At 72.8% G+C, this 23,499-nt stretch carries 15 protein-coding genes and 2 tRNA genes; 6 read left to right on the top strand and 11 right to left on the bottom strand.

The window, feature by feature from the left end; genetic code table 11:
• Window positions 1-158: 158 nt before the first annotated feature.
• A complete protein-coding gene (locus ACIO6U_RS30860) occupies window positions 159-1,028 on the bottom strand; it encodes an ANTAR domain-containing protein (RefSeq protein ID WP_401724100.1) in 870 nt (289 codons plus the stop codon).
• A 296-nt stretch (window positions 1,029-1,324) separates the two neighbouring features.
• On the opposite strand from ACIO6U_RS30860, the gene ACIO6U_RS30855 reads away from it, so the two are divergent.
• Window positions 1,325-4,321 (top strand): FAD-binding and (Fe-S)-binding domain-containing protein, encoded by a 2,997-nt coding sequence (locus ACIO6U_RS30855; RefSeq protein ID WP_401724097.1) that lies wholly within the window; start codon window positions 1,325-1,327, stop codon window positions 4,319-4,321.
• On the opposite strand, the gene ACIO6U_RS30850 is transcribed toward ACIO6U_RS30855, so the two are convergent.
• Genes ACIO6U_RS30850 through ACIO6U_RS30835 form a run of 4 tightly spaced genes read right to left on the bottom strand, consistent with a single transcriptional unit; the run spans window position 4,308 to window position 6,827 of the window.
• Window positions 4,308-5,459, bottom strand: a complete 1,152-nt coding sequence (locus tag ACIO6U_RS30850; RefSeq protein WP_355343183.1) for a PP2C family protein-serine/threonine phosphatase — start codon at window positions 5,457-5,459, stop codon at window positions 4,308-4,310. The genes ACIO6U_RS30855 and ACIO6U_RS30850 overlap by 14 nt on opposite strands.
• On the bottom strand, window positions 5,456-5,827 hold the full coding sequence (mnhG, locus tag ACIO6U_RS30845; protein ID WP_355343185.1) for a monovalent cation/H(+) antiporter subunit G: 372 nt from the start codon (window positions 5,825-5,827) through the stop codon (window positions 5,456-5,458). The genes ACIO6U_RS30850 and mnhG overlap by 4 nt, the downstream gene beginning before the upstream one ends.
• Complete coding sequence (locus ACIO6U_RS30840; protein ID WP_401724094.1) at window positions 5,824-6,288, bottom strand: monovalent cation/H+ antiporter complex subunit F; 465 nt, start codon at window positions 6,286-6,288, stop codon at window positions 5,824-5,826. Before ACIO6U_RS30840 ends, mnhG begins: the two co-directional genes overlap by 4 nt.
• Window positions 6,285-6,827: a Na+/H+ antiporter subunit E gene (locus tag ACIO6U_RS30835; protein WP_355343191.1), complete on the bottom strand. Its 543-nt coding sequence runs from the start codon at window positions 6,825-6,827 to the stop codon at window positions 6,285-6,287. Before ACIO6U_RS30835 ends, ACIO6U_RS30840 begins: the two co-directional genes overlap by 4 nt.
• A 235-nt stretch (window positions 6,828-7,062) precedes the next feature.
• On the opposite strand from ACIO6U_RS30835, the gene ACIO6U_RS30830 reads away from it, so the two are divergent.
• A complete protein-coding gene (locus ACIO6U_RS30830) occupies window positions 7,063-8,472 on the top strand; it encodes a M1 family metallopeptidase (protein ID WP_401304875.1) in 1,410 nt (469 codons plus the stop codon).
• A 14-nt stretch (window positions 8,473-8,486) separates the two neighbouring features.
• A complete protein-coding gene (locus ACIO6U_RS30825) occupies window positions 8,487-9,302 on the top strand; it encodes a pentapeptide repeat-containing protein (protein WP_401724090.1) in 816 nt (271 codons plus the stop codon).
• Between the two features lie 128 nt (window positions 9,303-9,430).
• On the opposite strand, the gene ACIO6U_RS30820 is transcribed toward ACIO6U_RS30825, so the two are convergent.
• From ACIO6U_RS30820 to ACIO6U_RS30800, 5 genes are all read right to left on the bottom strand, one after another.
• Window positions 9,431-11,119: a Na+/H+ antiporter subunit D gene (locus ACIO6U_RS30820; RefSeq protein ID WP_401724087.1), complete on the bottom strand. Its 1,689-nt coding sequence runs from the start codon at window positions 11,117-11,119 to the stop codon at window positions 9,431-9,433.
• The gene (locus tag ACIO6U_RS30815) at window positions 11,116-11,601 is read right to left on the bottom strand and encodes a Na(+)/H(+) antiporter subunit C (RefSeq protein ID WP_355343203.1); all 486 of its coding nucleotides are present in this window, start codon (window positions 11,599-11,601) and stop codon (window positions 11,116-11,118) included. Before ACIO6U_RS30815 ends, ACIO6U_RS30820 begins: the two co-directional genes overlap by 4 nt.
• Window positions 11,598-14,711, bottom strand: a complete 3,114-nt coding sequence (locus ACIO6U_RS30810) for a Na+/H+ antiporter subunit A (protein WP_401724085.1) — start codon at window positions 14,709-14,711, stop codon at window positions 11,598-11,600. The genes ACIO6U_RS30815 and ACIO6U_RS30810 overlap by 4 nt, the downstream gene beginning before the upstream one ends.
• A gap of 133 nt (window positions 14,712-14,844) precedes the next feature.
• Window positions 14,845-14,918 (bottom strand) — tRNA-Lys (locus ACIO6U_RS30805).
• Window positions 14,919-15,001: 83 nt separating this feature from the next.
• Complete coding sequence (locus tag ACIO6U_RS30800; protein WP_401724082.1) at window positions 15,002-18,748, bottom strand: S8 family peptidase; 3,747 nt, start codon at window positions 18,746-18,748, stop codon at window positions 15,002-15,004.
• Window positions 18,749-18,875: 127 nt separating this feature from the next.
• On the opposite strand from ACIO6U_RS30800, the gene ACIO6U_RS30795 reads away from it, so the two are divergent.
• Window positions 18,876-18,949: transfer RNA gene (locus ACIO6U_RS30795), tRNA-Lys, on the top strand.
• An 82-nt stretch (window positions 18,950-19,031) separates the two neighbouring features.
• On the opposite strand, the gene ACIO6U_RS30790 is transcribed toward ACIO6U_RS30795, so the two are convergent.
• A complete protein-coding gene (locus ACIO6U_RS30790; RefSeq protein WP_355343212.1) occupies window positions 19,032-19,787 on the bottom strand; it encodes an IclR family transcriptional regulator C-terminal domain-containing protein in 756 nt (251 codons plus the stop codon).
• Between the two features lie 299 nt (window positions 19,788-20,086).
• Here ACIO6U_RS30790 and ACIO6U_RS30785 point away from each other — a divergent pair, with 299 nt between their 5' ends.
• Both ACIO6U_RS30785 and ACIO6U_RS30780 read left to right on the top strand, forming a co-directional pair.
• Entirely contained in the window at window positions 20,087-21,370 is a 1,284-nt protein-coding gene (locus ACIO6U_RS30785) for an LLM class flavin-dependent oxidoreductase (protein ID WP_355343215.1), read from the top strand.
• 270 nt (window positions 21,371-21,640) lie between these two features.
• A complete protein-coding gene (locus tag ACIO6U_RS30780) occupies window positions 21,641-23,401 on the top strand; it encodes a glycosyl hydrolase family 18 protein (RefSeq protein ID WP_401724277.1) in 1,761 nt (586 codons plus the stop codon).
• Window positions 23,402-23,499: the final 98 nt, after the last annotated feature.

The raw sequence follows: 23,499 nt of genomic DNA, 5'->3' as shown, positions 1-23,499 counted from the left end.
GGACGGGAGAGTACGGGTCTGAGCGCCGCGACCGGGGTCGCGGGCCGCGAAGTGCCCCACACCCTAGAACACCGAACTCCCGTGCACCAGAGGGAATATGACGGTTGGTTACACGTTCTCTACGCAATGCGACGTCACCGGCCGCGGCATGGGCGGCGTCACCGGCCGGGGCCCCCGCGCAGCTCCGCCGCGTCCACCGTGCTGTCGAGCAGGCCCTGCGCCAGGTCGGACAGCCGGATGCGGCGCGTCCTGGCGTGGCTGCGCAGCGCGGTGAAGGCGGCGTCCACGCTCACCTGCCAGCGCTCGGCGAGCAGCCCCTTGGCCTGCTCGACCAGGACCCGGCTCTCCAGCGCGGACTGGAGCTGGTCGGCGAGCTGTTCGCGCTGCCGTCTGACCCGGCGCTGGAGCACCCCGATGGTGGTGACGTCGGCGAGTGCCTGGGCCAGCTCGGCGTAGCCGTCGGGGAGCGGGCCGGGCGCCGTACGGAACAGCGTCAGGGCGCCGATGGTCTCCTCGCGCCAGCGCATGGGGACGGCGAGGACGGCGCCGTAGCCCGCGGCCAGCGCGGCCCCGGTGAAATCGGGCCACCGGCCCGCCGCCGCGCCCAGCACGTCGGCGCGCACCGGCGCGCCCGCGCGGTGGCACTCCCGGCCCGGGCCCTCGGCGGCGACCAGCGCCCGTACGGCCTCGTCCGTGACCGCGACCACCTCAGGCTCCGCGCTCCCGCGCGATTCCGCCACCAGCAGCAGCCCGGCCGCCGCCGCCCCGAGCACCCCGACACACCGCCCGACCAGCACGTCCCCGACCGCGCCGCCCCCGTCGAGCGTGTCGGCCACGGCCACGAAGGCCGCCCCGAGCGCGGCGGCGTACGGCTCGGGCGCCGGGGAGTCGGCGGGAGCGCCGGGCCGGACACCGGAAGGGCCGCTCGTGGCGGGACCGTTCGAGGCGGGGCCGTTCGAGGCGGGGCCGCTCGTGGCGGGACCCTTCGTGGGAGGGCCGGAAGGATCACCTGGCGCGCTGTGGCTCATTCTCGCTGCTCCCCGTTCGTGCCCGGCCCCCGTTGCCGGACTCGCAGCCGAGTATCCGCCGTCGGGTCGGCGCGGCGCCTCCGCCGTAGGTCGGAGACGGCGGAGCAGCGCGGGGCCCGCGGGGCGAGCGGGAACGCGGAGTCCGTCATACCTTGGCAATCGGTGGGCTCCTCCCGAGCACCGAGAGCCGAGTACCGAGCACCCGGAGCCGCCGGCCCGAGAACCGCCGCGAGCCCAGCGCCCACGACCGAGAACCGGAAGCCACCACGTCCCACGGTCCGCCCGAGGAGGTCCGGATGCCCGTGCCCGATCCGAAGGGCGAGGCACTGCGCCCTGTGCCGCCCGCGAGCGCCGCGCCCGACCGGGTGGAGGAGTCGCGGGCCACCGGCACACCGCAGGGCCTCAAGGCCGCGCTGACCGAGCTGCTGGGCGCGGACAAGGTCCTCACCGGCGTCTCCGACCTCGTGCGCTACGCCTCCGACGCCAGCCCGTACCGCTTCGTGCCGCAGGCCGTCGTGCTGCCCGAGAGCGCGCAGGACGTCGTCAGGCTGCTGGCCTACGCCCGCCGCGAGCGCCGCCACCTGGTCTTCAGAGCCGCGGGCACCAGCCTGAACGGCCAGGCGCAGGGCGAGGACATCCTGGTGGACGTGCGCCGCCACTTCAGCGGCGTCGAGGTCGAGGCCGACGGCGCGCGGGCCCGTATCCTGCCCGGCACCGTACTCGCGCGGGCCAACGCCACCCTGGCCCGGCACGGCCGGGTGCTCGGCCCCGACCCGGCCAGCGCCGTCGCGTGCACGGTCGGCGGAGTCGTCGCCAACAACGCGTCCGGGATGGCCGCGGGCACCAGCCGCACCTCGTACCGCACCGTCACCTCGATGACCGTCGTCCTGCCGTCGGGCACCCTCGTGGACACCGGCGACCCCGACGCCGACGCGGCGCTGGCCGCCGCCGAGCCCGAGCTGTGCCAGGGCCTGCTCGACCTGCGGGACGAGATCGAGGCCGACGAGGAGCTGACCGCCAGGATTCGCGCGAAGCACGCGATCAAGAACACCAACGGCTACCGGCTCGACGCCTTCCTCGACGCCGAGACGCCCGCGCAGATCCTGCGCGGTCTGATGGTCGGCTCGCAGGGCACTCTCGGCTTCGTCGCCGAGGCCGTCTTCGAGACGCTGCCGATACGCGCGGCGGCCACCGCCGCCCTGCTGTTCTTCCCGACGCTGCCCGCCGCCGCCGCGGCCGTGCCGCTGTTCAACCAGGCGGGGGCCGAGGCCGTCGAGCTGATGGACGGCAACACCCTGCGGGCCGCCGTGGGCGTGCCCGAGGTGCCCGGGGAGTGGGCCGTGCTGCCGCGCGAGACGACCGCGCTGCTGGTGGAGTTCCGGGCCGCCGACGACACGGAGCTGGCCGCGTACGAGCGGGCCGCCGTCCGGGTCTGCGACGACCTCGGCCTGGTCACGCCCGTACCGTCCGCGGACAACGCCTTCACCCGCGACCCGGCGCGGATCGCCGGCCTGTGGCGTATCCGCAAAGCCTTCGTCGCGGCCGTCGGGAGCGCCCGCCCGTCGGGCACCACGCTGATCACCGAGGACTTCGCCGTACCGCCGGAGCTGCTCGCCGACGCCTGCGCCGAGCTGCTGGAACTCCAGGAGCGGCACGGCTTCGACGCGGCCGTCGCGGGCCACGCCGCACACGGCAATCTGCACTTCCTGCTGACCTTCGACGCGGCCGAACCCGCCGACGTGGAGCGCTACGCCGCCTTCATGGACGACTTCTGCCACACCGTCGTCGAGCGCTTCGACGGCTCGCTGAAGGCCGAGCACGGCACCGGCCGCAACATCGCGCCCTTCCTCGAACTGGAGTGGGGCGCGAAGGCCACCGCCCTGATGTGGCGGGTCAAGCGGCTGCTCGACCCGGACGGCGTCCTCGCCCCCGGCGTCGTCCTCGACCTGGACCCGCGCGGCCACCTGCGCGGCCTCAAGACGATCCCGGCCATCGAGGCCGTCGCCGACGCCTGCATCGAGTGCGGCTTCTGCGAGCCCACCTGCCCCAGCCGCGACCTGACCACCACTCCCAGGCAGCGGATCGTGCTGCGCCGCGAGATGCTCCGCCAGCCGCCCGGCTCCCCGGTCCTCCAGGCGCTCCTGGACGCGTACGGATACGACGCCGTCGACACCTGCGCGGGCGACTCCACCTGCGCGCTGGCCTGCCCGGTCGGCATCGACACCGGCGCGATGATGCGGGACTTCCGGCACGCAGGGCACTCCCGTACCGAGGAGCGGGTCGCCGCCTCCGTCGCCACCCACTGGAAGGCCGCGGAACGCGCCGCCCGCGCCGCGGTGGCCGCCGCCGACGCGGTACGCGACCGGGTCGGCGACCGCCCGCTGACCGCGGGCACCGGCCTGGCCCGCAGGGCCGTACGCCCGGACCTGATACCCGAATGGCTCCCCGAGATCCCCGGCGCCGCCCCCCGGCTGCCCCGCACCGAGAAGGACGGCGCGACCGCCGTGTACTACCCGGCGTGCGTCAACCGCGTCTTCGGCGTCCCGGCCACCCGGTACGGGTCGCTGCCGCAGGCCGTCGTCAGCGTCTCCGCGCGGGCCGGCCGCCCGGTGTGGATCCCGGACGACGTCACGGGCACCTGCTGCGCCACCATCTGGCACTCCAAGGGCTACCTGGCGGGCAACGCGGTGATGGCCAACCGGATCGTGGAGGCCGCCTGGCTGTGGACCGGCGGCGGACGGCTGCCGATCGTGGTCGACGCCAGCTCCTGCACGCTCGGCCTGGCCCGCGACGTCGTGCCGTACCTCTCCGACGCCAACCGTGAACTCCACGGCGAGCTGACCGTCATCGACTCCGTCGTCTGGGCCGCCGAGCACCTGCTGCCGCGGCTGACGGTCACCGACACCGTCGCGTCCGCCGTCCTGCACCCGACCTGCTCGATGCGGCACCTCGGCGACACCGGCGCGCTGGAGACCGTCGCGCGGGCCTGCGCCCGCGAGGTCGTCGTACCCGACGACGCGGGCTGCTGCGCCTTCGCGGGCGACCGCGGGATGCTGCACGAGGAGCTGACCGAGGCCGCGACGCGCCCCGAGGCCGAGGAGGTCGCGGCGCGCGGCTACGACGCGTATCTGTCGGCGAACCGGATGTGCGAGCTGGGCATGGAACACGCCACGGGCGAGGCGTACGAGTCGGTGCTGATCGCGCTGGACCGCGCGACACGCGGCCTGCCGGTCACCCACGCGGCGCCCGCGCCGGACGCCCGGGACACGACGACAGCGGTCACACCGGATTGAGCGGCGGGTCCTGCGGGTGGGCCGGCAGGGGCCGTTGCTGGGGCGCGAGCAGCAGCAGGACCACGTCGTCGGTGAGCGAGCCGCCCGCGTGCTCCAGCAGGTCGCTGTAGACCCGCTCCACGGCGTCGTCCAGGTCGTACGAGGCACCGGCGACCAGGCGGCCGACCCGCTCGGCCAGCGGGTAGAAGGAGTTGTCCCGCGGGCTGCGCGCCTCGATCACCCCGTCGGTGCACAGCACCAGCACGTCGCCCGGCATGAGCGGCACCCGCCACGGGGTGGGCCCCTCGGCCACCATGTCGGCCAGGCCCAGCGGCAGCCACGGCTCGTTCGGGTACAGCGTCTCCACCTCGCCGTCCCGCGAGACCCGCAGCGGCGGCACATGGCCGTAGTGCAGCAGTTCCACGCTGTCCGGCTTGTCGAACTGCGCGAACAGCGCCGTGATGAAGTCCCCGCCGGTCACATGCCGGCCGACGCTGATGTCCACCCGGCGCGCCACCCGGTCGAGGCCGCCCTCGTCGAACGCGGCCTCGCGGAAGGCGCCGAGCACCACGGCCGAGGTCTGCACCGCGCCCAGGCCCTTGCCGCGCACGTCGCCGATCAGCGCCCGCACGCCGTACGGGGTGTCGAGCACCGCGTACAGGTCGCCGCCGATCTGCGCCGCGTCGGCCGCCGACACGTACCGCACGGCCAGTTGGATACCGCCCACGCGCGGGGCGGGCGGGCGCATCAGGGCGTGCTGGGCGGCCTCGGCGACGGAGGTGATGGCGCTGAACGCCTTCGCGCCGGTCTCGCGGCGCCAGGCGATGTAGATGCTGAAGAGGGTCACCGAGCCGTACGCGAAGACCTGGCCGAAGAACACGTCGTGATCGGGGATCTCGGCGATGCCGTCGTAGGGCGCGAGCGCCGCCTGGACGATCAGGCCCAGCACGCCGATGAACAGGGTCCGCCGCCAGTTGACGGTGATCGCGGCCAGCGGCGGCGCGGCGACGATGCCCGGCGTGATGAAGTGGTCCCGGCCCGCCGCGAGATCGGCGATCACGACCAGCGCGATGACCAGCAGGGGGAGCGACATACCCATACGTGACAGGTATTCGTCCTCCACATGCTGTAGCGCCCTGACCACGCGGACATTCTTCACACGGTGAACCTATCTGGCCTTTCCGGCCGGGTCAGCCGCTCGTCCAACTCGTCAAGGACCAGCCGGTCGCCGTCCACCTGGCCCGTGCGGTACGCCGCGCGGCCCACGATATGAGCCGCGACCGGCACAGTCATCAGCTGAAACGTGCCAATCAGTACCAGCGTTCCCAGATCCACCCAGGAACGCAACCGCAGGGCGACCCCGAGCAGCACCAACAGCAGCCCGAGCACCTGCGGCTTGGTCGCCGCGTGCATACGGGTGAGGGTGTCGGGCAGCTTCAGCAGCCCGACCCCGGCCACGAAGCTCAGCCCCGCGCCGAGCAGCAGGCACACCGCCGCGGCCCAGTCGCCCACCGCGGTCCAGCTCATCCGCCCGTCTCCTCACCGTCAGCGGCCGTGCCCTCCCGGCCGTCATCCCTTTTCGGCCGCTCGGTCCGCTCGGTCCGCTCAGGCCGCTCAGGCCGCTCGGCCCCCTCGGGCTCCACCGGCTCCACCGGCTCCACCGGCTCCCCCGGCCCTCCTGGCTCCCCTGCCCCCGCCGGCTCCTGCCCGCCCGGCCGCTCCGGGGGCTCCGCGCCGCGCACCGCGATGAAGCGGGCGCTGGCCACCGAGCCGGTGAAGCCGAGGAAGGCCAGGACCAGCAGCACCGGCAGGGTGTACGGGGTGCGTGCCTCGGCGGCCCGCGCGCCGAGTCCGGCCACCACGACCGCCAGCAGCGCGTCCACCGCCACCGCCCGGTCCAGCATCGAGGGGCCGCGCGCCAGGCGGACGAAGACCATCACGCCGGAGGCGACCAGCAGCGCGAGCACCACCCCCGTCACCCAGTTCACGGCGCACCCGTACCCGGCTCGGGGGCCGTCAGGTCCGCGATCTCCGCGCGGGTGCCGAACGCCCGTACCACCAGCTGCTCCAGGCGTCTGACCTCGGCGCGGGCCTGGTCCGTGCCCGCGCTGTCGGAGCCCATGACGTGGACGAAGAGGGTGCCGGTGGAGCGCTGGATCTCCAGTACGGCGCTGCCCGGCACCGCGCAGACCGCCACGGCCGTCGCGGTCAGCATCAAGTCGCTGCGGGAGCGCAGCGGTACGGCGAGCACCGCGCAGGGCAGCGGCGACGGGGTGAGGATCTGCCAGACCGTACGCAGCCCGGCCACCGTCAGATCGGCCAGGAAGTAGGCGGCGAAGCGGACCAGGCCCACCGGGTGCAGCCGCAGTTCGAGTTCGAGCGGCGGGAGGGGGAAGGCCAGGCAGAGCACGACGCCGACGGCCAGGCCGGTCAGCACATTGCCCGCGGTGACCTTTCCCCACAGCAGCACCCAGACCACGGCCAGCCAGAGCACCAGCGGCCACTGGATTCTCCGCAGGGTACGCACCCGCCGAATGCTCGCAGACCGGACACGTGTGACGCGCCTACGACACGGGTGTCACGTTCCGGCCGTTGTGTTGCGCCGGGTGAACGTTCTGCGACAGCAGTGAGTACAGGGGTGGCTGGGACGGTTGGGGCTCCTTAGGGTCGCCGTGTACCTGCCACTCGGCCGCCGCCACCCGCCTCGCGGCGGCGGCCACTTGGCACCTGCCGCTTGTCGTTCACCGTGCTGGAGGACCCCTGTGCGTAAGAGAGTCATCGCGTCCACTGCCGCCGCCCTCGGCCTGCTGCTGGCGATCCCGGCGGCCGCTGCCGACACGGGGCCGGGCGCGCCCGGCATCGGCGACCCGTACTACCCGACCTACGGGAACGGCGGCTACGACGTCTCCCACTACGACCTGAACCTCGACTACCAGCCCAGCACCGACCTGCTGTCGGGCACGGCCGTCATCACGGCGACCGCCACCCAGGGACTGACCAGCTTCGACCTGGACTTCGCGCTGACCGTCAGCCGGGTCACCGTCGACGGGAAGCCCGCCGCCTTCGCCACCAGCGGCGAGCAGGAACTGGTCATCACCCCCGCCAGGCCGATCGCCAAGGGCCACCGGATCACCGTCGCCGTCACGTACTCGGGCGTCCCCTCCACCGTGAAGCGCTACGGCTTCACGTCGTGGCAGCGCACCCCGGACGGCGCAGTCGCCGCCAACGAACCCGAATCCGCGTGGTGGTGGTTCCCCAGCAACGACCACCCGGCCGACAAGGCCACCTACGACGTGCGCGTCAAGGTCCCCGACGGCGACCAGGCGATCAGCAACGGGCTGCTGGTCTCGCGGAAGTCCGAGGACGGCCGGACCAGCTACCACTGGCGCGAGACCAAGCCGCAGGCCACGTACCTCACCACGCTGGCCGTCGGCCACTTCGACATCACGCACAGCCGCACCCGCACCGGCGTCCCGGTCATCAACGCGTACAGCGCCGACCTCCCCGCGGCCACCGCCGCCAACGCCCGCGCCAGCGTGGAGCGGACCGCCGAGATCGTCGACTTCCTCAGCGGCTGGTTCGGCCCCTACCCCTTCGACGCGGCCGGCGGCTACGTGCCCAACGTGACGTCGCACTTCGCGCTCGAAGCGCAGACCCGCGTGTTCTACAGCCCCAGTTCCTTCGCCACCAAGGCCAACACCAACGTCGTCTCGCACGAACTGGCCCACCAGTGGTGGGGCGACGACGTGTCGCTGGAACGCTGGTCCGACATCTGGCTCAACGAGGGCTTCGCCAGCTACGCCCAGTTCCTGTGGGCCGAGCACGAGGGCACCGGCACCCCGCAGCAGCTCGCCCGGGACATCTACGACGCGCACCCCGCCGACGACCCGTTCTGGACGGTCAAGCCGGGCGACCCCGGCCCCGACAACCAGTTCGACGACGCCGTCTACGACCGCGGCGCCGTCGCCATCCAGGCGCTCCGCGACACCATCGGCGACCGCGACTTCCGCACCCTGCTCAAGGCGTGGCCCGCCCTGCACCGCTACGGCAACGCCACCATCGCCGACTTCCAGCGGCTCGCGGAGCGGATCTCCGGGCAGCGCCTCGGCACCTTCTTCCAGACCTGGCTCTACACCGCCGCCAAGCCCGCCGTCTTCCCCTCGGCGCCGTGAGGCACCATTGACCGGTGGACACGCCGACGGGTGAGACGAGTGAGCTGCGGGCCGACTGCGGCGACTGCTTCGGGCTGTGCTGCGTGGCCCTCGCCTTCACCCGCTCCGCGGACTTCGCCGCGGACAAGGCCGCCGGGGAGCCCTGCGGGCACCTCGGCGGCGACCACCGCTGCGGCATCCACCGCGAACTGCGGGGCCGCGGCTACCGGGGCTGCACCGTCTACGACTGCTTCGGCGCGGGCCAGAAGCTCTCCCGGATCACCTTCGGCGGGCAGGACTGGCGCGACGCCGCCGACGGGGGGCGGTCGATGTTCGCGCTGCTGCCGGTCGTCCGGCAGCTCCACGAACTCCTCCGCTACCTCGGCGAGACACTGGCGCTGCCGTCCGCCCGGCCCGTGCACGCCGCCGCCGAGGCGGCCGTCGCCCGGATCTCCGGGCTCACCCTCGGCACCCCCGAGGCCCTGCTCGCCCTCGACGTCGCCGCCGAGCGCGCGCCCGTCAACGAGATCCTGCTCCGCGCCAGCGCCCTGGCCCGCGCCGGCACCCCCGGCCGCGACCGGCGCGGCGCCGACCTCATCGGCCGCGGGTTCCGCGGGGCGGACCTGCGCGGCACCGACCTCCGCGGGGCCTATCTGATCGCCGCCGACCTGCGGCGGGCCGACCTGCGCCTCGCCGATCTCATCGGTGCCGATCTCCGCGACGCCGATCTGCGCGGGGCGGATCTGCGCGGGGCCCTCTTCCTCACCCCGCCCCAACTCACCGCCGCCCGCGGCGACTCCACCACCGTCCTTTCGCCAGGTGGCCCGCCCCGCCCCGCCCACTGGACCTGACGCCCGGGGCAGGACGCGCCCCGTCGGGGGCATGGGGAACCGCGCGCTCAACTACCGCGTTCCCGCGGGTCACCACCCGCCCCGGCGGGCAGTCCGGTTGTCTCCGGACCACCGGCCGGTGGGGACCGTCAGTGGCGGAGGACCGCCGAGACGTACGGGGTTCGGGACAGGAGCTCGCTCGCGGAGCGATCGGCGAGGCCGGTGAGGGGCCCGGCCAGGACGGTGAACGACAGACCGAGCGCGACCATGGCGCAGGTGGCGAGAAGCATCGGCGCGGGGAGGGCCGCCGTGGTGGTGATGGGCCGCCCGCTGAGGGACGCGGCGTGGGCGGCCCCGGCGGGCAGCGGCACGGCGGTCGCCCCGGAGTCCTCCCCGGGCGACGGGGGCGACGGGGGCGACGGGGGCGCGGGTACAGGCCCCGAGCCGCCCTCCTCCGCGTCGGCGGAGTCCTCGTCGGATTCCAGGACGGTGCCGTCCTCGCACAGATCGGGCGGGGCGGCACGCCAAAAGGCCAGGTTCCAGACCTTCGCCAACGCGTACAGCGTCAGCAGGCTGGTGACGATGCCGCCCGCGACCAGGACGTACGCCCAGCCGCCCCCGTTGGCGATGCCGGCGCGCAGCAGGCCGAGTTTGCCGAGGAAACCGGACAGCGGCGGAATACCGGCGAGGTTCATGGCGGGGACGAAGAAGACGACGGCGAGCAGCGGCGAGATCCGGGCCAGGCCGCCCAGCCGCAGCAGATCCGTCGTGCCGCCGCGCCGTTCGATCAGCCCCGCGACGAGGAAGAGCGTGGTCTGCACGGTGATGTGGTGGGCCACGTAGAAGACGGAGCCCGCGATGCCGCCGCGTGAGGCGAGCGCGATACCGAAGACCATGTACCCGATGTGGCTGACCAGCGTGAAGGACAGCAGCCGCTTGAGGTCGGTCTGGGCGACCGCGCCCAGGATGCCGATCACCATCGACAGCAGGGCGACCAGCATCAGCGGGTCGGCGAGCCGCCCGCCGGGGAACAGCAGCGTCTGGGTCCGCAGTATCGAGTAGACGCCGACCTTGGTGAGCAGACCGGCGAAGACGGCGGTGACCGGCGCGGGCGCGGTCGGGTACGAGTCCGGCAGCCACGCCGCCAGCGGGAAGACGGCGGCCTTGATGCCGAAGACGGTCAGCAGCGCCAGTTGCAGCAGCAGCCGTACGCCGGAGGGCAGTTCGGCCAGCCGCCCGGCGAGCAGCGCCAGATTCACCGTCCCGGCCGCCGCGTAGACCATCCCGATCGCGACGAGGAACAGCACCGACGACAGCAGCGACACCACCACGTACGTGGCGCCCGCCCGCATGCGGGCCGCCGTACCGCCGAGCGTCAACAGCACATAGCTGCTGGTCAGCATGATCTCGAAGCCGACATAGAGGTTGAACAGGTCGCCCGCGAGGAAGGTGTCGCAGACCCCGGCGACCAGGATCAGATACGCCGGGTGGAAGACGGACAGCGGTGTCGCCGCGTCCTGGTCGGCCATGCCCTGGCCGATCGAGTAGATCAGCACGCACAGCGTGACCGCGGCCGACACCACCAGCATCAGCCCGGACAGCCGGTCGGCGACCAGCGTGATGCCGACCGACGCGGGCCAGGTGCCGGTGTGCATGACCTGCGGCCCGTCCCGGTCGGCGGCCACCAGCAGGGCGAGCGACGCGCCGAGCACCGCGCACAGCACGCCCGCGCTGATGAACCGCTGCGTACGCGGCAGCCGTTGGCCGATCGCCAGCTTCACCCCGGCCGCGAGCAGCGGCAGCGCCACCGGCAGCGGCAGCAGGTCGGACGCGGTCACCGGTCGGCCCCCAGTACGTGGTCCCAGACCTCGTCGTCGAGGTCCTCGGTCTCCTCCGCGCGGGCCTGCCGCACCCGGTCCGCCCGCAGCACGGCCCGCAACTCCGCCCGCGTGCCCTCGTGTTCGGCGCGCAGCGCGATCCGGATGTCCTCGACGTCGTCCTGCACGTCGTCGTTCCCCGACAACTGCCAGCTCCGGTACGCCATCGCCAGCAGGAACGCCGTCAGCGCCAGCGTGATGACGATCGCGGTGAGCGCCATCGCCTGCGGCAGCGGGTCGGTGACGTCCTTCGGGTCGGTGCCCGGATACAGCAGCGGCGGCTTCCCCGCCTTGCCCGACGTGGCGAGCACCAGCAGATTCGCCCCGTTGCCGAGCAGCACCGCGCCCAGCAGGATCCGGGTCAGCGGTCTGGACATCAGCAGCGCGGTGCCGCAGCCGAACAGCACACCGCCCACCGCGATGAGCGCGATCGTCGCCTTCACGTGACCTCCCTCTCCCCGCGGCCGTCCCGTTCGATCTGGAGGTCGATCTCGGCGCCCAGGCCGCGCAGCACGTCCAGGACGACGCCGAGCACCAGCAGGTAGACCCCGAAGTCGAAGAGCACCGGGCTCGCCAGATGGACCGAACCGAACAGCGGCAGCCGCGCGTGGTACGTGCCCGCGTCGAGCACCGCGCGCCCGAACACCAGCCCGCCCAGGCCCGTACCGACCGACACGACCAGGCCCGCGCCCAGCAGGAAACCGGCGTCCACCGGGGCCGCGGCGGCCAACTCGTACCGCCCGCCCGCCAGATAGCGCACCACCAGCGCCAGGCCCGCGACGAGCCCGGCCGTGAAGCCGCCGCCGGGCAGATTCTCCGCGCTGAACAGCAGGTAGAGGGAGAGCACCAGGATCGGGTGGAAGGTCAGCCGGGCCACCACCTCGAAGACCACCGAGCGGCGCTCCTGCGCAAGGGTGCCGCTCGCGGACAGCCAGGTCCGCTCGGGGGCGAGTGACGCCGGGCCCGGCGCCTCGCGCGGCCCCGCCCGCCATACGGTGCCCGGCTCCTCGCCGTCCGCTGCCCGTGGCAGCGAGCCCGCGCGGCGGCGCAGGAACAGCAGACTCGTCACGCCGACCGCGGCGACCGCCAGCACCGCGGACTCGCCCATCGTGTCCCAGGCGCGCAGATCCACCAGGATCGTCGCCACCACGTTCTTCACGCCGTCGTGCTCGGTTGCCTCGATCAGCGCGGCGCGGGCGTCACTCGCCCGGCGGGCCGCCGCCGTCAGATACGTCAGGCCCGCGACGAGGGCGCCCGCGGCGGCGCCCACCGCGTAGTTCGCCGCGCGGCGGCGCGGGGCCGTGCGCGGGAAGCGCGCCGGAAGGCGGCGCAGCACCAGCACGAACACCACGATGCTGGCCGTCTCCACGGTGAACTGCGTCAGGGCCAGGTCGGGGGCGCCCTGGAGCACGAACAGCACCGCCGTGCCGTAGCCCGTGGTGCCCGCCAGCACCACCGCCTTCATCCGCAGCCGGGCCGTCACGCACAGCACCGCCGCCGCCATCACCGCGACCGCCACGGCGGCCTGCGCCGCGTCGTCCGCCAGGCGGGGGCCGCCGCCGGGGGTGGGCCAGGGGGCGTCGTGGACCAGGGCGTACGACTCGGTGCCGGTGAACACGAGGAGGGCGGTGGTCAAGTAGACCGCGAGGGAGCCGCGTTGCACCGTGCCGGTGAGCTGGAGGGCGAACCATTCGGTGCCGCGGATCATGCGGGCGAAGGCCGCTTCGGCGGTGGGGAGGGCCGTTTTCCGGGCGAGCCGGATCAGGGGGGTGTTCCCCGCGAAGAGGGCTGCGCCCAGGGCCCAGGCGACCAGGGACAGGGCCAGGGGGGTGCCCCAGCCGTGCCACAGCGCCAGGTGGTACGGCGTGGCGCCGTGCGCTTCCGGTACGGAGTGGGCGTACTGCCCGAGCAGCGGTTCGAGGTGGGTGACGTAGGGGCCGAGGACCGTCCCGGCGAGTGCCAGCGTTCCTACGGGCACCGCCTTTTCCCAGCCCTTCAGGTGTGGGCCTGCCGTGTGGGCGCGGGGTGTGTGTGCGCTGGCGCCTGCCGTGCGTGGGCTCGCCGTGTGGGCGCCTGCCGTGCGTGGGCGGGTCGGTCCCGGGCCGGGGTACCTCCTCGAGCTGCGTGCTGCCTGCTCCTGCGCATCCGTCGCCGTCCTGTCGGCACGCAAATCTGCGGGGGCACCCCGGCCCGTCCCCTCCGGTACGTCGGCGGCTGCGGGGGGCTTCGGTGCGTCGGGGGCCGCGGGGGGAGGGGCGGCAGGGGGCTTCGTTGTGGCGCTTCCTCCGAAGGCGCCCCACAGGAAGCGCAGGGTGTATGCGACGGTCAGGGCGGAGCCGAGGACGGACAGGGAGAGGGGGAGGGGGGTCAGGGCGTCGAAGGCGGCTTCTTTGGCGGGGAAGCCGAGGAAGGGGGGGAGGCCGGTCATGGAGGCGGCGGCGAGGGTGGCGGCGGCGCACAGGAGGGGGGAGGTGCGGGCCAGGCCCGACAGGCGGCGGATGTCGCGGGTGCCGGTGGTCTGGTCGACGGCGCCGACGACGAGGAAGAGGGCGGCCTTGAAGAGGGCGTGGGCGAACAGGAGGGTGACTCCGGCGAGAGCGGCGTTGTGGGAGCCGGTGCCGACCAGGGCGGTGAGGAAGCCGAGTTGGCTGACGGTGCCGTAGGCGAGGATCCGTTTGAGGTCGAATTCGCGCAGGGCGCGCCATCCGCCGAGGAGCATGGTGGCCAGGCCGAGGCCGACGGTGAGGGCGCGCCAGGGGCCGACGGGGGCGAAGACGGGGGAGAGGCGGGCGACGAGATAGACACCGGCCTTCACCATGGCCGCCGCGTGCAGGTAGGCGCTGACGGGGGTGGGCGCGGCCATCGCGCCGGGCAGCCACAGGCTGAAGGGCCACACGGCGGACTTGGACAGGGCGCCCGCGAGGACCAGGACGAGGGCGACGCGTACGGCGGGACCGGTGGCGGGCGGGTGGGCGATCAGCGCGGACAGCCGGTAGGTGCCCGCGAAGTGGCCGAGCATCAGCAGCCCGACGAGCATGGCGAGGCCGCCCGCGGTGGTGACCACCAGGGCCTGGAGGGCGGAGCGCCGGTTGGCCTTCTTCTCGGCGCTGTGGCCGATCAGCAGGAAGGACAGGACGGTGGTCAGCTCCCAGAAGACGTACAGGAGCATCAGGTCGTCGGCCAGGACGAGGCCGAGCATGGCGCCCGCGAAGGCGGTCAGGGTGCCCGCGAAGCCGCCGAGTCCCGGCTCGTCGTCGCGGAAGTACCCGGCGCAGTAGACCAGGACGAGGGCGCCGACGCCGCCCGCGAGGACGGCGAGCAGCAGGCTCAGCGCGTCGAGGCGCAGCGCGATCTCCAGGTCGAGGGCGGGGGCCCAGTGCCAGGTCTGTTCCCGGACCCGGCCGTCCGCGACCGCGTTCCACTGGAGGGCCGCCCAGACGGCGGTCGCGGCGGGCGCGGCGGCGAGCACGAGGAAGGCCCGGCGGCCCCACCACCGCGTGAACACCCCCGCGAAACCCGCCAGCACGAAATGACCCACGATCAGCCCCAGCACGGGCCGACCTTCCTCCGCCCGCCCCGCCCCGTACGCCTGCCGCGCCCGCCGCCGCCCAGGACCACCCGTGCGGAGCACACCGGCGGGCACACGGAGAAGGCCCCCCGCTCGCGCGGAGGGCCTTCTGGGCAAGTGCGCCGCCAGGGACTCGAACCCCGGACCCGCTGATTAAGAGTCAGCTGCTCTAACCAACTGAGCTAGCGGCGCTTGCGGGGACCATCATACGTGGTCGGAGGGGGTGGTCTCGACCACCCCCTCCGACCATCCCCTCCGCCCGGTGGGTCAGCCGGTCACCTCAGGCCGAAGGCCCTGATGATCTCCTGGCTCACCGAGCCGCCCGCGCCGTCGGACGCGCTCGCCTTCAGCGACACGGAGCCGCCGGGGTCGCGCGGAGTCCGGATCAGCGTCGTCCAGTGGCCCTTGCGGTCCTTGATCAGCAGCGTCGGCAGCCAGGTCCTGCCGTCGTCGTAGGAGACCGACAGCTTCGCCGAAACCGCCTTCGTCGCGCCGTCCAGCCACTCCTGCGTGGTGGACCCCAGACCGACCGGGATCAGCCGGCCGCCGGGCACATCGCCCGCGGTGTCGGTGGGCACGTCGTAGTCGAGCTGGAGCAGCTTGACGTCGTCCTGGCCGACGCCCTCGGGCAGCGGCCCCGAGACGAAGTTCCACTCGGTGTGCGTACGGATCGAGGTCCGCCACTCCTTGGCGTCCCGCGCCGAGTCGAGCACCAGCCGGTAGGGCAGCTTCTTCGCGGGCTGGTCCCAGATGCCGCCCGCCCGGCCGACTCCCTGGGCGACGAGGGTGTCGCCCTGGTAGGCGGCGTAGGTGGTGCGGCCGTCGTACTCGTCGGCGGGCATGTCGCCCGAGTGGCCCGCGCCGCCGTCCGTCCACGGCGTGATGTTGAACTGGATGTCGTTGTACGACGAGCGGTTCGGCCCCCAGAAGGCAGAGCCGAGGCGCGGCCGGAAGATCCCGCCGAACCAGGAGACCGCGTACGAACGGCCCGGTGTGAACGAGTCGTTGCCGCCGCGCTCCTCCAGGAGCTGGTTGCTGTAGTCCGCGTCGTAGACGGAGTGGTCCTCGTACCAGAATCCGGCGCCGTGCTCGGGCGAGACGTACTCGGTACGGGTGCCCGGGTAGGACTCCTGCTCGGCGAAGCCGATGCCGTAGCCCCAGGCGGGGATGTCGTAGCGGAAGCCGGCGCCCGCGCGGGCGCGGTCGCCGTTGTAGGTGGCGGTGACCTTGGCCAGGTCGCGCCTGGGGTCGGGGGTGTAGGCCAGGGAGCGGTCAGGGATGGTGCCGTCGTGCTGGTCGAGCAGGTCGTAGACGACCCGGGTGTACTCGCGCTGTTCGACGCTCAGCGAGAGCTTGCCGCCCTTGGCGTCGGCGACGAGCTTCGCGCCCGCGCCCTGCTGGACGGAGACCACGGTCAGCGGCGTGTCCTGGTAGCCGTTGTCGGGGTCGGCGTAGGACTCCAGCAGCCTGCCGCGGCCGTCGTTGACGACGATCAGCAGCTTCGCGCCCGCGGCGGTCGCCGCCGCGGCCCGCTGGACCGGCGTGACGGCGTCGGAGCGCTCGACCACCACGACCTTGCCCCTGGCGTCCAGACCCCGGTAGCCGGCCGCGCCGCCCTGCCCGGCGTAGACCGCGCGGAGCGTGCCCTTGCCGTCGGTGACGGTGGCGCCGGGCTGCGGGGTGGTGTCCAGGTCCTGCCCGCGCCCGGTGACGGCGACCTGCCGCTCGCCGAGCCGCCAGCGGGTCAGGAAGTCGAAGGTGCCGTTGCCGACCTTGGCCGTCGGCGACGCGTACAGCGTGTCGTACGTCAGCGGCAGGACCGCCGCGTCACGGACGACCTCGCCGTCGGCGAAGGTGCGGGCGATGTCCACGTGGAGCTGCCGCGTCTGGGTCCGCTGACCCGGCACGGCCGCGCTGACCTTGCGCGCCTTGCTCGCGTCGAGCGTGACGGTGGTGTCCTTGCTGAGCACCGTCTCCGGGTTGATCAGCACGGCCAGGCCCAGCGAGTCCGGGGCGTCGCCTGCCACGTCGATCTCCGCGTACGCCATGTACGTGCCGGGCGCCAGCCGCAGCGTGCGCTCGCCGTCGACCGCGACCGGCGACGGGTTGGGGTTGCCCTCCTGCGCCAGCACGACGGTGCCCGCGGCGGGCTTTCCGTCCCGGCCGCGCAGCTTGACCGTGTAGTCGTACAGCTCCTGTTCCTTCTCCAGCGCGAAGCCGGTGTGCGCGACGACGTGTCCGGTCGCCGCGTCGGTCGCCAGCACCTGGCCGGAGAAGGTGGTCGCCGACGGCACCCCGGCCGGGTCGAGCGTCAGCGTGACGTCCGCGCTGCCGCCCGCGGCGACGGTGACGGACGGCGCCGACAGCGTGTACGCCGGGTCCTTGGTGTCCGTCGCCAGATCCAGCGTGACCGGGGCCTTGCCGCTGTTGCGGTACGTGATCACGCGGGTGGCCGGGGCCGCGCCGTCGTGCGGCCAGGAGTAGACGGCCGTGTCGACCGAACCGGTGGCCTGGACCGGGGAGTCGACCGCGGCCAGTACGTCGACCCGGCCGGTGCCCTGCTCGAACGGCGTGTAGTCGGCGAGCACCTTGGACGTGCTCATCAGCGCGTCCTTGAGCCGCGCCGCGGTCCAGTCGGGGTGCCGCTGCTTGAGGATGGCGGCGGCGCCCGCCACGTGCGGGGTGGCCATCGACGTGCCGGACATCGTCTGGTAGCCGCCGCCGGGCATCGCCGCGGTGATGTCGACGCCGGGCGCCGACAGGTCCGGCTTGAGTCCGTAACCGCCGCTCAGGGGGCCCATGCTGGAGAAGTCGGCGCGCTGGTCTGACTTGTCGACGGCGGCCACGGTCAGCGCGTCGCGCGCCGAGCCGGGGGCGCCGATGGTGCCCGGGCCGTAGGAGTTGCCCGCGGCGATCACGTACAGCGGACCGCCGTTCGCCGACAGGGAGTTGACGGCCTGGGCCATCGGGTCGGTGCCGTCGTCGGGTATCGAGGAGCCGAGGCTCATGCTCACCACGTCGGCGCCCTGGGCCTTGGCCCACTCCATGCCCGCGATGATCCAGGAGTCCTGGCCCTCGCCCTCGTTCGAGAGCACCTTGCCGACCAGCAGCTTCGCGCCCGGCGCGACGCCCTTGTAACTGCCGTCGGAGGCCGCGCCGCTGCCCGCGATGGTGGAGGCGACGTGCGTGCCGTGGCCGTTGCCGTCGGTGACGGCCTGGCCGGGCACGAAGCTCTGCTCGGTGGCGATCCGGTCCTTCAGGTCGGGGTGGGTGTCGTCCACGCCGGTGTCCAGGACGGCGACCTTCTCGCCCGCGCCGTCGTAGCCCTCGGCCCACGCCTGCGGCGCGTTGATCTGCGGCACCGAGTCCTTGAGGTCGGCCGTCACCCGGCCGTCGAGCCACAGCTTGTCGATGCCGGTGGCGCCGTTGAGCGAACGGGCGTTGCCCGCCGGGCCCGCCAGGCCGGTCCAGAAGGCGCGGGACCGCTTCTTGTCGGCCTTCAGGGCCGCGCCGCCGATGCTCGGCAGCGTCCGTACGGTGCTCGCGCCGGCCGGAGCCGCGGGCTGTGACCGTGCCGTGCGGGCGGCGTCGGTCCAGGTGGCGATCAGCGGCAGGCCGGCGCTGTGCGCGTCGTCGTAGCCCATCGCGGCCAGGGCGGACACGTCGAACAGCCGCCGGTCCAGCTTCCCCGCGGCCAGCAGCGGCTCCGCCTCGTCGGGAATGACGTACGTGTCACCGCCGTACTGCTGGATCCGTACGATCCCCCGCGCTCCGGGCGCGCGGTCGACGGTGACGGTGTCCTGCTTGCCGGGGCCGTCGGCGATGTGCACGACATCGCCGGTGAGCAGGGTGACGGTGGTCGAGGTGGCGGAGGGGGTGGAGTTGGCTGACGAGGGCGCGGACCGCGGGGCCGCCGCGGGGGTCGCCGCGGCGGCGGGGCCCGTGGGCAGCAGGAGTGCGGTACCGAGGGCGAGCACGGTGGTGCCCGCCGGTACGGTGATCCGGCGTCGAGTCGAAGTCATGCACATGATCTACCGGCCGTACGCCCGCCACCGCACGGATCGGCGGTGGCGCGATTCCGCCTGGCGGCAATCCGCCGCCGCTTTGAGCCCGGCCCCGACCATCGGGTACGATCTCCCACGTCAGCAGGCGCCGCTAGCTCAGTTGGTTAGAGCAGCTGACTCTTAATCAGCGGGTCCGGGGTTCGAGTCCCTGGCGGCGCACATGCCCACGAAGGCCCTCCGTACACGCGGGGGGCCTTTGTCGTACCGAACCTTCGCCGTGCCGGGTCTTCGTCGTGGCGGATCAGATGCTGAAGGAGAGCAGGACCGGGGCCGCGCGGGTGTGGAGGGTGTCCACGGCGGGCTTGAGGCGGTGGGCCTGGGCGTATGGCATCGACAGCGCGAGGCAGGCGACCGTCTTGCCGATGGTGACCGGGATCGCGGCACAGACGGTGCCGACCGCGTATTCCTGGAGGTCGAGGGTGGGCACCGAGGTCGGCTGGCGTTCGAGCTTGGTCAGCAGGACGCGGTCGTCCACGACGGTGCGCGAGGTCAGCCGGGCCGGGCGGTGCCGCGAGAGGTGTTCCATCCGGCCGTCGTGGTCGAGCTGCGAGAGCAGGCACTTGCCGACCGCGCTGGCGTGGGCGGAGGAGCGGAAGTCCACCCACTCGTTGACCTTCGGCGCGTTGGGGCCGTCGGCGAAGTCGATGACGTGCACCTCGCCGTCGTCGTACCGGCTGAAGTAGACGGCCGCGCCCACTTCGTCGCGCAGTTCGGCCAGGACCGTCTGGAGCTTCTCCGCGAGGGCGTGGTCGCGGTTGGCGGCGCCGAGGAGCACCATGGACTCGCCGATGACATATCCGCCGCCGGGCAGAAATCCGAGATAACGCTCGCGGCGCAGCATTGCCAGCAGATGGGAGAGATAGTCCAGCGGCACACCGATTTCGCGGGCCAACTGTTCGGCGGTGACGCCGTGCCGATGGGTGTCGACGGATTCGAGCACGCGCAGCGCGTACTGGACCGCGTACACCGGCTCGATCTGTCGGTGTTCAAGCGCCACGGTAGCCCCCTGCAGGTATGACCGTTTGCGTCCTGGCTGTCGCCGCCGGTCACGGACGGGTATCCGAGACGACCGGACCCGGCGGCTGGGCCGGTCTCCACGATAGCCCCAATCCCGTTTCAGGTAGAGGCGGTTGGCCGGTTATCCGGGGCTCTTCAAGCGTATATGCAGGAAGGGGCCACCCTGGCATATGCCGACGTCATTACCCGAAAAGGAAACGGCGGGGGAACCGTACAATCCGCGCCCGGGAATAACCGGACGCGGGCTCCGGTTGTCGGTCGGGCAGGGGTGGGGCAGACATGGGCACGGAGACGATCGAGGAGGCGCCCGCCGTGGGTGACGAACGACAGGGCGAACAGCAGGGCGAACGGACGGACGGGCGGTCCGCTACGGACGGCCGGTCCCGTACGGACGGCCGGGACGGCGACACCGGTACGCTCCGCGGCCGGGGCATCCGCGGCCCGGTCCGCGGCACCGCCCCCGTACCGCTGTCCGTACTGGATCTGGCCACCGTCGGCAGCGGCTTCACCGCCACCGACGCGCTGCGCACCAGCGTCGAGATCGCCAGGACCGCGGAGACCCGCGGCTACCACCGGATGTGGGTGGCCGAGCACCACTCGATGCCGGGCGTCGCCAGCTCCTCGCCCGCGGTGATCCTCGCCCACCTCGCCGCCCACACCCGCACGCTGCGGCTCGGCTCCGGCGGGGTGATGCTGCCCAACCACGCGCCGCTGGTGATCGCCGAGCAGTTCGGCACCCTGGAGGCGCTGGCCCCCGGCCGGATCGACCTCGGTCTCGGCCGCGCGCCCGGCACCGACGGCGCGACGGCCGCCGCGCTGCGCCGCACCGACCGGCTGCACGAGGGCGCGGACGAATTCCCGCAGCAGCTCGCGGAGTTGACCCGGTTCCTGGACGACGACTTCCCCGACGGGCACCGCTACGCGCGCATTCACGCCATTCCCGGCCCGGTGCAGGGCACGGCGCCCGGCGGCGTCCAGTCGGCGGGCCGCCCGAGCGTGTGGCTGCTGGGCTCCTCCGGCTTCAGCGCGCGACTGGCGGGCACGCTCGGCCTGCCGTTCTCCTTCGCGCACCACTTCTCGGCCGCCAACACCGTTCCCGCGCTGGCCCTTTACCGCGAGTCCTTCCGGCCCTCGGAGATCCTGGACCGCCCCTACGCCTCGATCGGCGTCGCCGCGCTGGCCGCCGACGACCCGGCCGAGGCGCGCCGCCAGGTGCTTTCCGGCGCGCTGAGCATGCTGCGGCTGCGCACCGGACGCCCCGGCCTGGTGCCGACGCCCCAGGAGGCCGAGGCATACGAATTCAGCCCGGCGGAACGGGACTTCGTGGACTCGTGGCTGGTGAACATCATCCACGGCGACCCGGACACGGTGCGTACCGGACTCGACCAGCTCGTGGACCGCACCGGCGCCGACGAGTTGGTGATCACCGCCAACGCGCACACGCCGTCGGTCCGGCTGCGTTCCTACGACCTCATCGCGGACGCGTACGGCTTCCCGAAGGACATCGCGACGGCCTCCGCCGAGGCCCCGTCGGGCGTCTCCTCCGAAGTCGCCGCCGGTTAAAGACTCATTTCCGGCCGGTGCGTGGTCCAACGTCGCGCGACGGCCCCTGACCAGCCTTAAGTCAGCGTTAAAGCCGCTTGTCACCCGGTTGACGAGCGGCTTTGCCGTTGTCGCGGAACGCTACCGGCCGGTCGCCTTCCGCAGGATTGGTCTAGTCCAAGTCTGGTTCAGACCATTGACGTGCACTTGACGAGGGGTTATCCATTCACCAGCCCCCTGTTGTTCCTCCCTCTCCCCCCGGAGGTACTCGTGCAGTCCAGGAAGAGAGCGATCGTGGCAGCCGTCACGACCGCCGCCCTCACCGCCGGAGCGCTCACCGCGCTCGTCGCCGGAGTGGGCACAGCCCAGGCGGACACCACCGCCGCCGCCAAGCCCGCGGCCGCCGCCGCGAGCAGCGGCGGCGTGAAGATCGCCTATTACGACCAGTGGAGCGTGTACGGCAACGCCTACTACCCGAAGAACCTCGACACGTCGGGGGTGGCGGGCAAACTCGACATCCTCAACTACTCGTTCGAGAACATCGACCCCTCGAACCTGACCTGTTTCGAGGCCACCAAGGCGTCGGACTCCACGAACGAGTCCAACCCCAACGCCGGTGACGGCGCGGGCGACTCCTTCGCCGACTACCAGAAGTCGTTCGGCGCGGACATCAGCGTGGACGGTGTCGCCGACACCTGGAACCAGCCGATCGTCGGCAACTTCAACCAGCTCAAGAAGCTGAAGGCGAAGCACCCCAACCTGAAGATCGTCGCCTCGATCGGCGGCTGGACCTACTCCAAGTACTTCTCCGACGTGGCGGCCACGGACGCCAGCCGGAAGAAGTTCGTCAGCTCCTGCATCGACATGTTCATCAAGGGCAATCTGCCCGTGCAGGGCGGCTACGGCGGCCCCGGCAGCGGTGCCGGGATCTTCGACGGCTTCGACATCGACTGGGAGTACCCCGGCTCGCCCAACGGCCACGTGGGCAACCACTACAGCCCCAACGACAAGGCCAACTTCACCGCGCTGCTCGCGGAGTTCCGCACCGAGCTGAACGCGTACGGCACGGCCAACGGCAACAAGAAGATGCTGCTGACCGCCGCGCTCCCGGCCGGCCAGGACAAGATCGCGCAGATCGAGACCAACAAGGTCGGGCAGTACCTCGACTACGCGAACATCATGACGTACGACATGCACGGAGCCTGGGACGCGACCGGTCCGACCAACCTCCAGGACCCGCTGTACCAGTCGCCGACCGACCCGTCCACGGCGATCCCGCCGGGCACCGAGAAGTACAGCACCGATCACGCCATCAACGCGTGGATCAACGGTAATTCGGCCTACGGCATCGCGGGCGGCTTCCCGTCCACGAAGATCACCATGGGCTACCCGCTGTACTACCGCGGCTGGACCGGCGTACCCGCGGGCAGCAACCACGGCCTGTACCAGTCCGCTTCGGGCCCCGCCCCGGCGCGCGGCATCAGCCAGGTCGCGGGCACCGCGTACTACAAGGAGCTCACCGGGCTCGTGGACAACGCCTCCACGACGTTCTACGACCCGAGCACCCAGGCCAACTGGTTCTACAACGGGACCGAGTTCTGGACCGGCCTCGGCGCCCAGGCGATCCAGGCCAAGGCGGACTACGCGCACTGCCACAACCTGGCCGGCTCGATGATGTACTCGCTGCTCGACCTCGATCCCGCCGCCACCCTCTTCAACAAGATCGTGACGGCGACCAACGGGTCCGCGTCCGGCTGCGGCACGACCACCACGCCGCCGACCACCCCGCCGACCACCCCGCCGACCACGCCTCCCACCACCCCGCCGACGACGCCCCCCACGACGCCGCCGACGACCCCGCCCACCACGCCTCCGACCACCCCGCCGGGCGGCACCTGCACCCTGCCGTCCTGGTCCGCCTCCGCGGTCTACGTCGGTGGCAACCAGGTCTCCTGGAAGGGCCACAAGTGGAACGCCAAGTGGTGGACCACCAATGAGGAGCCCGGTACGACCGGGGAATGGGGCGTGTGGCAGGACCTCGGGGCCTGCTGACGCGGCTCACCTCCTGACCGCATGACCCGGGGCCCGCGTCCTTTCTCCCCCCAAGGACGCGGGCCCCTTCCGCGTGCCGCCGTCCCGCGGCGCGTACC

Origin of the sequence: Streptomyces sp. NPDC087422 (assembly GCF_044744145.1) — a bacterium.
Taxonomy (GTDB): Bacteria; Actinomycetota; Actinomycetes; order Streptomycetales; family Streptomycetaceae; genus Actinacidiphila.
Note: the sequence above shows the minus strand (reverse complement) of the source record. Positions and strands in the feature narration are given on the sequence as shown.

Excerpts from the sequence above, each read along its gene's own strand:
- ACIO6U_RS30860 (WP_401724100.1), bottom strand. The coding sequence starts at position 1,028 with ATGAGCCACAGCGCGCCAGGTGATCCTTCCGGCCCTCCCACGAAGGGT.
- ACIO6U_RS30855 (WP_401724097.1), top strand. The coding sequence starts at position 1,325 with ATGCCCGTGCCCGATCCGAAGGGCGAGGCACTGCGCCCTGTGCCGCCC.
- ACIO6U_RS30800 (WP_401724082.1), bottom strand. The coding sequence starts at position 18,748 with ATGACTTCGACTCGACGCCGGATCACCGTACCGGCGGGCACCACCGTG.
- ACIO6U_RS30785 (WP_355343215.1), top strand. The coding sequence starts at position 20,087 with ATGGGCACGGAGACGATCGAGGAGGCGCCCGCCGTGGGTGACGAACGA.
- mnhG (WP_355343185.1), bottom strand. The coding sequence starts at position 5,827 with ATGAGCTGGACCGCGGTGGGCGACTGGGCCGCGGCGGTGTGCCTGCTG.